This is a genomic window from Methanoculleus sediminis, assembly GCF_001017125.1.
Classification (GTDB): Archaea; Halobacteriota; Methanomicrobia; order Methanomicrobiales; family Methanoculleaceae; genus Methanoculleus; species Methanoculleus sediminis.
On the sequence record NZ_JXOJ01000002.1, the window covers coordinates 871,924 to 884,323 of the forward strand.

Sequence of the window (12,400 nt, forward strand, 5' to 3'; positions counted from 1 at the left end):
TCATGAATCAAACTCATATAGGAACTATCGCCCTCACGTTCTGCATCGCGTTCTTCGCCGGCGCTTTCTTCACGGCTGTGCTCGTCCATAACCCCGAGCCTCCCGCCCCCACACTCCGGCAGAACATCTACGGCCTCCCGCTCTCGGAGATGTGGGCGATCGTCCAGGACCGGACCGGTGTCGAGAACTCGACGGCGATCCTCGGGGATTTCCGGCTCGTGATCGACGGGGACGGGGCGGTCGAGCAATTAAGTTTCGAGTTCTACGGAGACGATACCGGTCTCCCCCACTGGTATCGGGTTGCAGCGAGTTCGACGGGGAGAGTGACCTGGAATTCCCTGGAGGTCGACAGAGCACCTCCCGGAGAGCATCCGCTCACCCTTTTCACGGAGATTGAGCGGATTCCCTACCGGGAGCTGGCCGGTGAGAACGGGATCCTGATCGTCGGCGTCAGTTCGCAGTCGGGAAACCTGTCATACGATGCCAGTTATGGAGACCTCTACGCCCTGCGCCAGAGCGAGATCATCCCCTTGAAGCATGTGGGGTTCAACACGATGGAACCCTGGTACAGTATCGACGTCTCGCACGGGGTAAAGGACGGTTCCGGACTGGTAGGTACCTACTACTGCACGATCTTTACGCTCCGCGATCTCGTCAAGGCCGAGAGGGTGTACTATCCGGACGGGAGATTTTTCTGGCCCCCACCCGGTTCGCTCCCGGCAGGTATCGATGGATCACCCGGATTGGGGGCCGCCTCTTGATGCCGGACGATCCGCTCCGGAGACAGGATGGTCGTATGAAGCCTGACCGGAAGCGCCTGATTGTTGTCGGGACCCTCGCGTTCATCGGCGTCGTCGTCCTCGTCGCGGCGACCGTGTTCGGAGTTACAACCCTCATTGCCCTGGTCACGGGAATCGACGGGCCTCCGAAGTCGTTGACCGTGGAGGTGGTCGTAGAAGAGGATCTGCAGAACGCATCCGTCATCCATCTGACCGACCGGGACCTGAAGCAGCACCCGGTGCTTGCCTCTGCGATCCGCGAGGCCGGCAGCGAATCCAACGTGGTGAGATCCGCGTCGGTCCCGATGACGGGGGCCGAGTGCCTCGCACTCACCGAGTCGTTTGGTGTGTATACGGCGAATGCGCCGATCCTCGAGTACGACGGAGTATACTACGCCACCCGCGTTCTGATCCATTAGAATCGTGTCAAAACAGGTGCAGAATGGAAGAAGGTAAAAAACCCGGCAACCGGCTCAGAACGGCGGGGCTCGTCGTCGCGTGCGGCCTTATCGGGATCGTCGCGGTCGCGCTCGGCTTCATGCTCGCCGACGCTCTCATCATCTACGCGATGGAGGGTTCGGGCGGGCAGCCGATGCTCTACGTCATGGAGAGCGCGGATGTGCAGCCCGAGTGGGGCATGGTCGTTCCCCTGACCGAGAAGGACTTTGCCGACCACCCGGCGCTCGACGCGGTCATCCGGGGCGAGGAGCGAAACCCGTCGGTGTGGGAGTGGGGAGCCGGTGACCGGCGCTTCATCGGGGGAACCAACGTCTCCTACGCGGAGAGCAAAGCGCTCCAGGACACGTACGGGCCCGACCGGGAGACGTGGGTCTACCCGCACCTGGAGTACGAGGGGGCGTACTATCTGGTGGTGACGACGTGGCCTTGACACGAGGGGATCCTTCGGTGATCGGGTTACGTGTCGGCGGTCGGGGAGACCGAAAGATGATGAAGATCGCATCCGCCGTTTTTCTGCTGATTGTCTCGGTCTGTATCGCGGGCTGCTGCACCTACGAAACGGCCGATCCAGCCCCTCCCGGCGGCCCGCAGGGGACGCCGGCGCAACGGTGCCCCGAGATCGACGTATCGGAGATCCCTGTAGCCACCCCGGAGGTGATCAGGACAAACGGCTCATACATCGCCGGGATTGCGCTCGGCGACGAGCGGGCACGGGCTCTCGTCCGGCACGGCGGCAAACCCGAATCGGTTGCCGTGCTCTTCCACTCGTGCCCGCGAAACGACCCATACTGCAACCGGAACCCGAGCCTCGTCATCCGCTACGGGGAGATCCGGTTTGCGGTCACTGTCGACGAGACGGCCGGGACGGTGCTCGTCGGCTCCGCGCTCGTGCCGAACACGCCCTCCCGGACGTATTACAAGACCCGCGACCTCTCGACCGGGACCGATACCGTCTACCTGGGGGACGCCCCGATCATGACCTACAACGAGACGTCGCTCCTGTACCTGAACGAGTCGTACGGTCGATAATGTGACTTATATCATTCACGGTGGCGACGTGGTGCTCGCTCTCTGAGGACGGGCGCGCCCCCGGTTCCCGGCCCGCAGCGGCGTTGTTCGGCTTCAAAATCGATCGGGAAGGCCCGACGTGTAGACGATTGTCACAGAAATAGTTTATAGAAGAAGGTCGACCTCTCCCGCGTGGGTACCGGTATCCGGGGGCGCGGGTCCGGTCGTGCGACCCGTCAAAAATCGGGCCGGTACTACCGGGTCGGGACGATTTACCGGGACTGAACGGTGAGGGATTGAAAATGAACGGAAAAACCAGAACATTGACCTTCCTCTTCGCGCTGCTGCTCGCGGCCGTCCCGGCGGCAGGCGCAGATCTCGGTCCCAATCAACACCTGATCCCGGAACTGAAAGTGAACGAGTCGATCGAGACGATCGCCATCTCCGGGGAGTTGAGCCTTCAGCCGGAGTGGGACGGGAGTGTGACCACCGGGATACCGTTCGGTTCGATCCTCGTTCATACGGCGGATGAGAAGACGCTGGTCTTCGATAGCGACGGCAACCAGCTGCTCTCCATCAGCGACGAACTCTCTGCGAAAGTCCCCACCCCCGCGGGTGTCGAGAAGCCCTGCACCTGGGTGCACCAGCTCCCGAACGATTCCCGGGTCTACCATCACGACAATGCGACCTTCATCTTCGGCAAGGCCGGGAACCTCATCCTGACCGTCATCAACGAGCATCCGCCGCCCGTCGAAGACCCGATCACCATCAACATCACCTCCCCGCGTGAGGGTGAGACGGTCTGGATCGACGTCGTGCCGCCCCGCGTCGCCGTCGTCGGGGAGGTGCACGCCCCCGCAGGTCTGCACAACGTGGTTGTGCGGAGCGGGATCGGAGAGGTCTCGTGCGGGAACCGGCCCGAGTTCGCCTGCTCGGTGCCGGTCTCCGCCGGGGAGAACACGATCACCGTCGTGGCGGACACCCATGGACCCCTGGCCGAGAAGACCGTGAACGTGACCGTCCGTATCGGTCTCCCGCCGCCCCCGGCGATCGCCGTCTCGGGCAGGGTGACGGATACCGGCGGCAACCCGGTTCCCGGTGCACTGGTTCGGTTCGAGTCGGTGTTTACGCTCGACGAACCCCTCGCAGCGGTCACCACGGACGAGGACGGCCGCTACCAGATAACCGCTCCCGGCCACCGGCAGACGGTCACTGTCGAGAAGGAGGGCTACTCCACCATCCGGGAGGGGTTCGTCTTCGAGAACCCAACAAACACCCTCGACCTGGAACTGGAACCGTCGAGCCGGACGGTCCCGGGGTTCGGTCCCGCGCTCGCGGTTCTCTCGCTTTTGGGGGTCTTCCTCCTCATCGGCCGGAAGAGGCGGTGAGATGACAGAGAGCGGCTCAGTAATCCCGGCACTCCTCCTCACCGCCGCGGTCACGGCGCTGGCGGCGGGGTTTGCGGCTTTCGCGCCCGTCACCGAGGTCCCCATAATCTCGCATGAGCAGATTGCCCCACAGGATCAGGCCCTGGTCCATATCGACTTCTTCACGGAGAAGAGGGATACCCCGGTCGAGGGCGTGGATATCCTCTCCTCGATCCTGCGTTACGAACTCGCGGTCTACGATACAGAGGGTATCCGGGATCACCTGCTTTCCGGCGAACCGCTGGCGGTGCATATCGCCGTGCAGGGCTGCCCGGCGGTTCTCGAGGGGTCGTTGCACGGCACCGGCTCCTTCACCGGCACCCTTTCCGGGGACGGCAGGGCGCATCTGACCATCAGAGGCGACGTCCTTCGCGGTTATTTCGAGACCGGCGGCGTCGCATACTGGGTGGAGAGCACCGGGCGGTACGACACCGAATCCCCGGGGAAGGTCCTCCACTATCTCTTCTCCTCCGCAGACGTGAAAGGGTTGAGCGGCTGCTATCTCACGCTCTACAACATCAGCAACGGGGATCTGGAAGATTCCGGATACCCTGCAGGTTGGACGGAAGCCGACTTCTTGAGTGCCGGCCACGAGGTCGTCCCGCTCACGGATGCCGATCTCGCCCGCCTCCCCAGAGTGAACGAGACCCTTCGCACCGGCTTTATGGAGGTGCCGCTCTCCGAGAGCGAGACGATGCGCATCATGAATGGTTACCGGGGGAGGATCGCGGAGTATCGCGGGAACTACTACGTGATCGACTTCATCGAGAGTTAGGTCGCACCGGTCCCCTAAACCCTCTTTGCTATCGTCTCGATCGCTTCGATAAGCGTCTGCTGCTGCGGCTTGATGATCGCGACCGGGCAGTCGGCGATCTTCTCCACGATCGGCGCGAGGATGGGTGCGCAGATGATCCCGAGCGCCCCCTCCTTGTCCGCCCGGACGGCGGCGATGATGCACTCTTCAAGGGAATCGGCCGCATAGCCCCGGATGTGGTATTGCTTCCCGCCGATGGCGAAGTTACGGTTGTCGATCTCGTCGAGCAGGAACCGGGCTGCGATCACCGCGATGAAACTCTTCTCCCGGGGCTCGAGGACGTTCACTATCCGCCGGACGGTCGAGAGGCGCGGGTCCGCCCTGCCCGACGTGAGCTTGTAGAGGGTTGCGGGCGGGATCCCGGCCCGTTCCGCGAGATCGCGGATGCTCATATCCTGCCGGGCGAGTTCCTCCTGGAGCGCGTCGGCAAAGTCGGCTTCGAAGATCTTTCGCGAGAGCATTGTTCTACTATAGTCATATCTATGAGATAATGTTTTTCCTGATTCGGTTAAGAGTTCCGCTATGGAGAACAATCCTTATCTTCCTGCATGACGACCCTCCCGCATGGACCCCTCACCCATCCGCGAGATCACGATCCTCCCCGGCCGGAACCGGAACGGCGAACCGGAGCGGTTCGAGGCGATCGTCATCCGCCCGGGCGATACAATATCAGTCGTCGGCCCCACCGGTTCGGGGAAGAGCGCCCTCATCAACGATATCGAGGTCTTCGCCCGGAACGACACTGCCACGGGACGCACCGTCCTTGTCAACGGGGAATACCCTCCCGAAGAGTTCGTCCGCGACCCGGCGCACAAGCCCGTCGCCCTGATCACCCAGAACACCCGGTGCCTCGCCGACCTCACTGTTGCAGAGTTCCTTGCGATGCACGTCCGGTCCCGCAGGATCGCCGACGACGGGATTGTCGAGAGGACGATCGATCTTGCAAACGAGTTCACGGGCGAGGAGATCCGGGCCGGCGCCCGGATGACCGCGCTCTCCGGGGGGCAGACCCGGTCGCTCCTCGTCGCGGACGCCGTCCTTATCGCGGCTGCTCCGGTCCTCCTCCTCGATGAGGTGGAGAACGCAGGGATCTTCAAGGAGCGGGTGATCGAGGTGCTCCGGGCCGGTGGGAAGGCGGTCATCTTCGTCACGCACGATCCTCTGGTCTCCCTTCTCTCCGCCCGGCGGATCGTCATGCGGGACGGGGCGGTCGAACGGGTGATCGAGCCCCTCGACCGCGAGAATGAGGCGCTCCGGGAGGCGCTTCGCCTCGACGGAATCCTCCGCCGGATGCGCGAGCAGATCCGGGCGGGCGACCTGATCACGGGACCGGTCGGGGCATGAGGCTCGCCGTCGTTGCGGGACCGCCGTCCGCCGGGAAGACCGCCGTCGTGCGGCAGATCATCCGCACCCTTCTGGACCGGTACCGGATCGCTTACCTGAAGATCGACGTCGTCCGGGCGTTCGAGGACGAGGAACTCGCGGCCGAGTTCGGGATACCGGCACGGAAGGTCTGCTCCGGCGACCTCTGCCCGGACCACGCCGGGGTGATGGTGATGCGGGACGCCATCGCCTGGGCCGAAGGGGAGGGGGCCGACCTCCTCCTGGTCGAGAGCGCCGGGCTCTGCCTGCGCTGCTCCCCCTACACGACGCAGGCGCTCGGGATCGTCGTCCTCTCCGCGGTTTCCGGCACGAACACGCCTCTGAAGATGGCCGCGATGCTCGGGCTCGCCGACATCGCGGTCGTGACCCGGATCGACCTGGTCTCACAGGCCGAGAAGGAGGTCTTCCGGGAGCGGATCCGGGAGGTGAACCCGGACCTCGACATCGTCGAGACGAACGCCGTCCAGGGGACCGGGATGCGCTACCTCATCCGGGCGATCGAGGACTGCCCGCCGATAACCGATCCCGATACAATCGTCCTCCGGGGTGCGCCGCCGCTCGGGGTCTGCACCGTCTGCATCGGGAAGACCGAGATCGGGTGGCAGCACCACTTCGGGGTCGTCCGGAGGCTTGAGGACGCAGACTATCTCTTCCGGGGGGACTGATCCGGTGGCATGGGACCCACCCGGGAAGGACTGCGGGGCCTGCGGCGCCCCGACCTGCGAGGCGTTCCTCCAACGGGTCCGGCGCGGGGAGAAGGATCTTGAAGACTGCGTCTTCTACCCCGCCGGGACCCCCTCCCCCCGGTTCGAGGGCGAGACCCTTCATACCGGCCGGGACGTCCTCGGCGGCGAGTACGACTTTATCCTCGATCCCCTGCCAGGCGAGGTTTCGGCCCGGAAGATCGTGCTGCCCTTCCGCCCGGACCTCGTAGAGAAGTGGGGGATTGCGGCCGGGGATATCGTCGTCGGGAGGCCGGCCGGCGCGGGATGCCCGGTCCAGCACGTCCTCTCGGTCCTCCATGCAAGCCCGGTAAGCGGCCTCCTCACCTGCCTGGTCGTCGGCCCGGAGGCCTCGCGGGGCGGAGAATTTAAGGACGTTGAAGCCTACCACATCGTCGGTTTCGAGGGGATTGCCCGGACGGTGCGTCAGGAACCGGTCTTCGGGATGCGGCAGCGGTTCCTGCCCGGCTACTGCATGATGAACCTTACGCATACGGGTGTCGTGAATATGATTCTCGCACAGTCCTCGGGTCTCCATGTGCGGGTGGAGGATATCAGGTTATGAAGACGATAACAGAGATCGACGAGAAGATCCGGAATGGTTCGGCGGTCGTCTACACGGCCGCGGAGTTCAAGCGTCTCGTCCGCGAGGGTGCGGACGTCACGGCCGCAGAGGTCGACGTGGTCACCACGGGAACCTCTGGCGTGATGTCGGGGACCGCGGCGATCCTCTCGGTCCCGGTGGCGGCGCCGGGCACCTTCGAGCGGGCGGACCGGGCCTGGCTGAACGGTGTCCCCTGCATGCCCGGCCCCTGCCCGAACGAGCGTCTCGGGCTCGTCGACCTGATCGTCTCCGGGACCGCCCATGCCGGGGCGGGCTACGGGGGCGGCCACCTCTTCCGCGATATCGTCGAGGGCCGCGAGATCGAGGTGCTGGTGGAGGCTGCCGACCGCTCGATCGAGGCGCGGGTGACCCTCGAGGACTTCGCCTACGCCCGGATCTTCACCACCCGGAGCGCCTTCAAGAACTACACCGCCTACCTCAACACCCGGCCGAGCCGGGTGACGACGATCTTCTCGGTCACCGGGCTCGAGGGGCCCTGCCGGGAGGTCTCGGTCAGCGGGTGCGGCGAGATCAATCCCCTCCAGAACGATCCCGCACGACTCGCGATCCGGGACGGGACGCCGATCCTCCTGAACGGTTCGGCCGGGCTGGTGACCGGGGAAGGGACCCGGAGTACCCCCGAGCGGCCGAACCTCACGGTCATCGCCGATATGGCCGGGATGCAGCCTCGCTACATGGGTGGGTTCAAGACCTCCGCCGGGCCGGAGTGCATCACGAGCCTCGGCATCGCGATCCCGGTCCTCGACGACCGGCAGGTCGCGGCCCTCCGCGTCCTCGACGAGGATATCCCCCTCCCGGTCGCCGACATCAACACCCGCACCGTCCTCGACGAGGCGACCTACGCCGACGTCTGGCAGCGGCCTGATAGGGAGGTGACCTACTATCCGGAGTGGTGCGAGGGATGCTCGGCCTGTGCCGCGGCCGCGGTCTGCCCGACGGGCGCGTTTGCCCGCGAGACCGGGATCGACCGCGACCGCTGCCTCGCCTGCACCGCCTGTCTTGCCGCCTGCCCGAACAACGCTCTCGAGGCCGGGGAGGGCTCGCTCCGGGTCCGGGGACGGAAGGTGCCGATCACGCTGCGCCAGTCGGGCCGGACGCTCGCCGAAGACCTCTGCCGGGACTTAAAAGAGATGGTCCTCGACGGCCGATTCACCTTCACCGGGGGCGCGATGCGGTGAGGGAGAAGTACCTCCTCCGGTGCCCGGGGTGCGGCCGGCCGTTCCCGGACAACTACACCCTCGACTGCCCGTCGGGGTGCGACGCCCTCCTCCGGACGGTCTACGCCGAGCGCCGGCTCACGCCCCGTGACCTCCCCGGCATATTTCGCTACACCGAGTGGCTCCCCATCGAGGGCCACCTCCGCCTCGACGCCGGCCCGGTCTCCTACGAGAGCGTCGGTCTCGCCCGGGAACTCGGGCTCTCCCACCTCACCGTCACCTTCTCGGGCTACTGGCCCGAGCGGGGCGGGCGGATGGAGACCTGCTCGTTCAAGGAGCTCGAGGCACAGCCGACGGTTCTCCGCCTCCGGGAGAAGGGGGCCGGGGTCCTCCAGGTCTCCTCGGCGGGAAACACCGGCCGGGCCTTCTGCCAGGTCTCGGCGCTGACCGGGGCCCCGGTCGTGGTGGTGGTCCCGGCATCCGCCGCCGACCGGCTCTGGACGACCGTCGAGTCTCCGAACGTCTGCCTCATCACGGTGGACGGGGACTACTCCGACTCGATCGCGTTCGGGCGGGAGGTCTGCTCCCTCCCGGGGATCGTTCCCGAGGGCGGGGCGAAGAACGTCGCCCGGCGTGACGGGATGGGGACGGTGATGCTGAACGGGACCCTCGCCGCCGGCCGGCTCCCCGACTGCTACTTCCAGGCGGTCGGGAGCGGGACCGGGGGGATCGCCGCATGGGAGGCGGCGGAGCGGCTCGTCGCCGACGGGCGGTTCGGCTCCCGCCTCCCGGCCCTCCACCTCTCCCAGAACCTCCCCTTCGTCCCGATGGTCCGGGCATGGGAGGCGGGGAGGCAGGAGGTCGTTCCTGAAGTGGATATGCCCGATACCGAGGCCTCTATCGCCCGGGTCTCCGCCGACGTCCTGACGAACCGCCACCCACCCTGGGGGGTCCGGGGCGGGGTCTACGACGCACTTCTGGCCTCGGGCGGGAGGATGTATGCGGTCGCAAACGACGACGCCCGGTCCGCCGGGAGACTCTTTGCCGATACCGAGGGGATCGACCTCGACCCGGCGGCGGCGGTCGCGGTCGCCTCGCTCGCCCGGGCGGCGGAGGAGGGACGCATCGGTCCGGATGACCACGTCCTCCTGAACGTCACCGGCGGCGGCTACGAGCGTGCGGCCGAAGACCTCGACCGCTACCCGGTCGAGCCCTACATCCGGGTCCGGGCCGGTGAGGCCTTCGCAGGGGATGTGCGGGACGCCGTCCGGGGGTGGCTCGCGGAGCAGGAGGTGGTTGTCCGTGCGTGAAGGATGCGTCCTCGACCGGCTCGCCGCCCTCGGGGTCGATACCGTGGCGAGCCTCCCCTGCGACCGGACGCAGGACCTCTGCGCCCGGATCCCGGAGCGGTTCCACTCGGTCGACCTCACCCGGGAGGAGGACGGTGTCGGGATCTGCGCAGGGCTCGCGATGGCCGGAGCACGGCCGGTGCTTCACATGCAGAGCTCGGGGCTCGGCAACTCCTTGAACGCCATTATGTCCCTCACCGTCACCTTCGGCCTCCCCCTCCCGATCCTCGCGAGCTGGCGGGGGATCTACCGGGAGGCGATCCCGGCCCAGGTGCCGTTCAACCGGGCGGTTCCGGAGGTGCTCCGTGCGCTCGGGATCCCGCATACGATCATCCGCGACCCTTCGGATGAGGGATTGATCGATGAGGTCGTCCAGGACGCCTACGATTCCATGCGGCCGCACGTGGGGCTGATCCTCCCCTCGTTCTGGGAGGGAACGGAGGAGGCCTGCCCGGCGGAGCAGCCGCCCCCGCCCCGGGCCCGCGAGTCGGCGCTCGAGTACCGGCGAACCTTCCGGGAACCGGTGATGGCCCGGAACGACGCAATCCGGGCTATCGCCGACAGCCTGGATGGGGAAGCGGTCGTCGCGAACATCGGGGTCCCCTCAAAGGAGCTCTACGCGGCCCGCGACCGGGACCTGAACTTCTACATGCTCGGGAGTTACACCCAGGCGACGCCGATCGGGCTCGGGCTCTCGCTCGCGACGGATAGAGACGTCGTCGTCCTCGACGGCGACGGGAGCCTGCTCGGGACCGCGGTCCTCCCGGTGGTGGCGGCGGAATCCCCGGAGAACCTCACGATCGTCTGCCTGGACAACGGGGCCTTCGGGAGCACCGGGAACCAGCCGACCCCGGCCTCCGGGCTGGTGGACATGGAACTCCTCGCCCGTGCCGCCGGGATCCGGCGGACCTGCAAGGTGCAGGACGAAGAAGAACTCGCGGAGGCCTGGGAGAGCCGGAGGCGGGGCCCGAACTTCATCCATGTGGTCTTAAAGCCCGGGAATGCGGCGGTCGGAAACATCCCGCTCGCCCCGGTGGAGATCCGGGAACGGTTTATGCGGGCGATCAGGGGGTGATTTGTAGCCTCTTCTGCCGTTCGGCGCGGCGCCGGTTTTTCGGGCCATAACGGTTGCTTTTTGATCCAGAATCGATCCGAAAGGCCTGATGTGCAGATGAACGGCACAGAAGGGGTATATAGAAGAATATTGACACACTTACCATGAATCCCGGTGTACGCCGGCTTACTTCTCTGGAGGATCTCTCATGGATAAAGATACGTCCAACCAAATTTTGAGAGCCCTTTCGGTTCCGGTCATCGTCCTGGCGTTCCTCCCCCTGTGGATGGTCGTCTCTTCCCTGAAGATCTGGATTGAGCCTGACCCGCGGCTTTTGATCGGAGCGGTGTATGCCGCGGTATTGACCCTGTCCGTTGTCTGTTTCGGCCTGAAACTGCGAAAGATAGGCGAGTGATCGTACTCAGGGGAGAGACGACACGGGTTGTTGCGGAGGATACCCGGACGGCGGGGGTGAACGTGACCGTCCCCCGGCACGGCGTCCGGGGTTGTCCCGGTTCCGGCCGAATATCATGTTATTGTCGGAAGCATCTACCTCTGACGAGACCGGGAACCGGAGTATCTCTCCTGGGCCTGCTCGTTAAAAGAGCGGTCGTGAGGTGATCTATTATGGGACGCAAATATCTCATCCTTCTGGTGCTCGCCGGCATCGCGGCCGGCCTGTATGCAGCCGTCACCTACCAGTGGGTCCTGATGCTCGTCATCGCCGCAGTGGTGGCGCTGATCCTGGTCGCGAGTGACGTCGCGGGGCGGACCGGGGCGTAGCCGGCGGCGACCGGGGCACGGCAGACCCGGTCATACCGGTCAACCTTTATCCCCGCCGCCGCCCTCCCCCGCCCATGCGCATCACCCGGGCGGCGCTTCTCCTCACCGCCCTCGCCCTCTTCCTCGCCGCCTTCCTGGTGGTCCGGTTCGACGATCCGGCGGTTCCGCCCGCCGTCCCGATAATCTTCCTGGTCGGGCTCGCCCTCCCCTCGTACCTTGCCCTCGTCCGCTGGCTCGGGCCCGCCCGCGGCATCGCGCTTCTCCTCCTTTTGAGCCTCCTTCCGCTCGCCGTCGAGGCGTATGCCGTCGCGACCGGTATCCCGTATGGCCGGTTCACGTATTCGGCCGACCTCGGCTACCGGGTCTTCGGTCTCGTCCCATGGACGGTCGCCTTCGCCTACCTCCCGATGCTGCTCGGGGCGGTGACCCTCGCCGGGGCCGCCGTCGGGACATCCTGGAGCCGGCTGGTCCCGGCCGGGGTCCTCGCCCTCCTCCTCGTTGACCTCGTCATCGACCCGGCGGTCGTCCACGCCGGCCTCTGGGTCTGGACCGACGGCGGTGCCTACTACGGCGTGCCGGTCTCGAACTTCGCGGGCTGGGTCCTGACCGGAGCGGTCTACATCGCCCTCTTCCGGCTCGTCGCGGGCGATCGAGCGATCCCCGGGACGGTAGCGGCGGGCCTTCTTCTGATCCTCGCGTTCTGGACCGGCTACCTTGCCCGGAACGGCCTCGGCGTTCCGGCGCTCCTCGGGGCCGCGCTCGCCCTTGCGACCCTTCCGGTCGTCTTCGGCGGCGATCCCTCGCGGTGAGCACCGCATCGCCGGTGAGTCTCCCGTGACG

16 protein-coding genes are annotated in these 12,400 nt (G+C 66.1%); 15 read left to right on the plus strand and 1 reads right to left on the minus strand.

From position 1 onward, the window contains the following. Positions 1-2: 2 nt before the first annotated feature. From SZ63_RS07175 to SZ63_RS07200, 6 genes are all read left to right on the plus strand, one after another. Positions 3-761 (plus strand): hypothetical protein, encoded by a 759-nt coding sequence (locus SZ63_RS07175; protein WP_048183221.1) that lies wholly within the window; start codon positions 3-5, stop codon positions 759-761. 35 nt (positions 762-796) lie between these two features. Next, the gene (locus tag SZ63_RS07180) at positions 797-1,198 is read left to right on the plus strand and encodes a hypothetical protein (protein WP_048183224.1); all 402 of its coding nucleotides are present in this window, start codon (positions 797-799) and stop codon (positions 1,196-1,198) included. A gap of 23 nt (positions 1,199-1,221) precedes the next feature. Further along, entirely contained in the window at positions 1,222-1,668 is a 447-nt protein-coding gene (locus SZ63_RS07185; RefSeq protein ID WP_048183226.1) for a hypothetical protein, read from the plus strand. Positions 1,669-1,724: 56 nt separating this feature from the next. Continuing rightward, positions 1,725-2,267: a hypothetical protein gene (locus SZ63_RS07190; protein ID WP_048183229.1), complete on the plus strand. Its 543-nt coding sequence runs from the start codon at positions 1,725-1,727 to the stop codon at positions 2,265-2,267. Positions 2,268-2,548: 281 nt separating this feature from the next. After that, complete coding sequence (locus SZ63_RS07195; RefSeq protein ID WP_082122682.1) at positions 2,549-3,634, plus strand: carboxypeptidase regulatory-like domain-containing protein; 1,086 nt, start codon at positions 2,549-2,551, stop codon at positions 3,632-3,634. Position 3,635: 1 nt separating this feature from the next. Further along, positions 3,636-4,448 carry a hypothetical protein gene (locus SZ63_RS07200; RefSeq protein ID WP_048183235.1) on the plus strand — a complete coding sequence of 271 codons (813 nt, stop codon included), beginning with the start codon at positions 3,636-3,638 and terminating at the stop codon, positions 4,446-4,448. 14 nt (positions 4,449-4,462) lie between these two features. Here SZ63_RS07200 and SZ63_RS07205 read toward each other — a convergent pair whose 3' ends face one another. Further along, complete coding sequence (locus SZ63_RS07205) at positions 4,463-4,948, minus strand: helix-turn-helix domain-containing protein (RefSeq protein WP_048183238.1); 486 nt, start codon at positions 4,946-4,948, stop codon at positions 4,463-4,465. Positions 4,949-5,051: 103 nt separating this feature from the next. Between SZ63_RS07205 and SZ63_RS07210 the strand changes: the two genes are divergently transcribed. The 9 genes from SZ63_RS07210 to SZ63_RS12410 all read left to right on the plus strand — a co-directional run bounded on the left by SZ63_RS07210 (position 5,052) and on the right by SZ63_RS12410 (position 12,369). Further along, positions 5,052-5,831, plus strand: a complete 780-nt coding sequence (locus tag SZ63_RS07210; protein WP_048183241.1) for an ATP-binding cassette domain-containing protein — start codon at positions 5,052-5,054, stop codon at positions 5,829-5,831. Then, entirely contained in the window at positions 5,828-6,535 is a 708-nt protein-coding gene (locus tag SZ63_RS07215; protein ID WP_048183244.1) for a GTP-binding protein, read from the plus strand. Before SZ63_RS07210 ends, SZ63_RS07215 begins: the two co-directional genes overlap by 4 nt. A gap of 4 nt (positions 6,536-6,539) precedes the next feature. After that, positions 6,540-7,157 carry a (Fe-S)-binding protein gene (locus SZ63_RS07220; RefSeq protein ID WP_048183250.1) on the plus strand — a complete coding sequence of 206 codons (618 nt, stop codon included), beginning with the start codon at positions 6,540-6,542 and terminating at the stop codon, positions 7,155-7,157. Then, positions 7,154-8,395 carry a methanogenesis marker 16 metalloprotein gene (locus tag SZ63_RS07225; RefSeq protein ID WP_048183253.1) on the plus strand — a complete coding sequence of 414 codons (1,242 nt, stop codon included), beginning with the start codon at positions 7,154-7,156 and terminating at the stop codon, positions 8,393-8,395. The genes SZ63_RS07220 and SZ63_RS07225 overlap by 4 nt, the downstream gene beginning before the upstream one ends. Next, positions 8,392-9,684 (plus strand): cysteate synthase, encoded by a 1,293-nt coding sequence (locus tag SZ63_RS07230; protein WP_048183258.1) that lies wholly within the window; start codon positions 8,392-8,394, stop codon positions 9,682-9,684. The genes SZ63_RS07225 and SZ63_RS07230 overlap by 4 nt, the downstream gene beginning before the upstream one ends. Continuing rightward, complete coding sequence (gene comE, locus SZ63_RS07235; protein WP_048183261.1) at positions 9,677-10,798, plus strand: sulfopyruvate decarboxylase subunit beta; 1,122 nt, start codon at positions 9,677-9,679, stop codon at positions 10,796-10,798. The genes SZ63_RS07230 and comE overlap by 8 nt, the downstream gene beginning before the upstream one ends. 187 nt (positions 10,799-10,985) lie before the next feature. Beyond that, on the plus strand, positions 10,986-11,192 hold the full coding sequence (locus SZ63_RS07240) for a hypothetical protein (RefSeq protein ID WP_048183264.1): 207 nt from the start codon (positions 10,986-10,988) through the stop codon (positions 11,190-11,192). Between the two features lie 212 nt (positions 11,193-11,404). Next, positions 11,405-11,560, plus strand: a complete 156-nt coding sequence (locus SZ63_RS12945) for a hypothetical protein (protein ID WP_156168421.1) — start codon at positions 11,405-11,407, stop codon at positions 11,558-11,560. Between the two features lie 74 nt (positions 11,561-11,634). Continuing rightward, entirely contained in the window at positions 11,635-12,369 is a 735-nt protein-coding gene (locus SZ63_RS12410) for a carotenoid biosynthesis protein (protein WP_052959085.1), read from the plus strand. Positions 12,370-12,400 lie beyond the last annotated feature (31 nt).

Excerpts from the sequence above, each read along its gene's own strand:
- SZ63_RS07175 (WP_048183221.1), top strand. The coding sequence starts at position 3 with ATGAATCAAACTCATATAGGAACTATCGCCCTCACGTTCTGCATCGCG.
- SZ63_RS07180 (WP_048183224.1), top strand. The coding sequence starts at position 797 with ATGAAGCCTGACCGGAAGCGCCTGATTGTTGTCGGGACCCTCGCGTTC.
- SZ63_RS07185 (WP_048183226.1), top strand. The coding sequence starts at position 1,222 with ATGGAAGAAGGTAAAAAACCCGGCAACCGGCTCAGAACGGCGGGGCTC.
- SZ63_RS07190 (WP_048183229.1), top strand. The coding sequence starts at position 1,725 with ATGATGAAGATCGCATCCGCCGTTTTTCTGCTGATTGTCTCGGTCTGT.
- SZ63_RS07195 (WP_082122682.1), top strand. The coding sequence starts at position 2,549 with ATGAACGGAAAAACCAGAACATTGACCTTCCTCTTCGCGCTGCTGCTC.
- SZ63_RS07200 (WP_048183235.1), top strand. The coding sequence starts at position 3,636 with ATGACAGAGAGCGGCTCAGTAATCCCGGCACTCCTCCTCACCGCCGCG.
- SZ63_RS07205 (WP_048183238.1), bottom strand. The coding sequence starts at position 4,948 with ATGCTCTCGCGAAAGATCTTCGAAGCCGACTTTGCCGACGCGCTCCAG.
- SZ63_RS07210 (WP_048183241.1), top strand. The coding sequence starts at position 5,052 with ATGGACCCCTCACCCATCCGCGAGATCACGATCCTCCCCGGCCGGAAC.
- SZ63_RS07215 (WP_048183244.1), top strand. The coding sequence starts at position 5,828 with ATGAGGCTCGCCGTCGTTGCGGGACCGCCGTCCGCCGGGAAGACCGCC.
- SZ63_RS07225 (WP_048183253.1), top strand. The coding sequence starts at position 7,154 with ATGAAGACGATAACAGAGATCGACGAGAAGATCCGGAATGGTTCGGCG.
- SZ63_RS07240 (WP_048183264.1), top strand. The coding sequence starts at position 10,986 with ATGGATAAAGATACGTCCAACCAAATTTTGAGAGCCCTTTCGGTTCCG.
- SZ63_RS12945 (WP_156168421.1), top strand. The coding sequence starts at position 11,405 with ATGGGACGCAAATATCTCATCCTTCTGGTGCTCGCCGGCATCGCGGCC.
- SZ63_RS12410 (WP_052959085.1), top strand. The coding sequence starts at position 11,635 with ATGCGCATCACCCGGGCGGCGCTTCTCCTCACCGCCCTCGCCCTCTTC.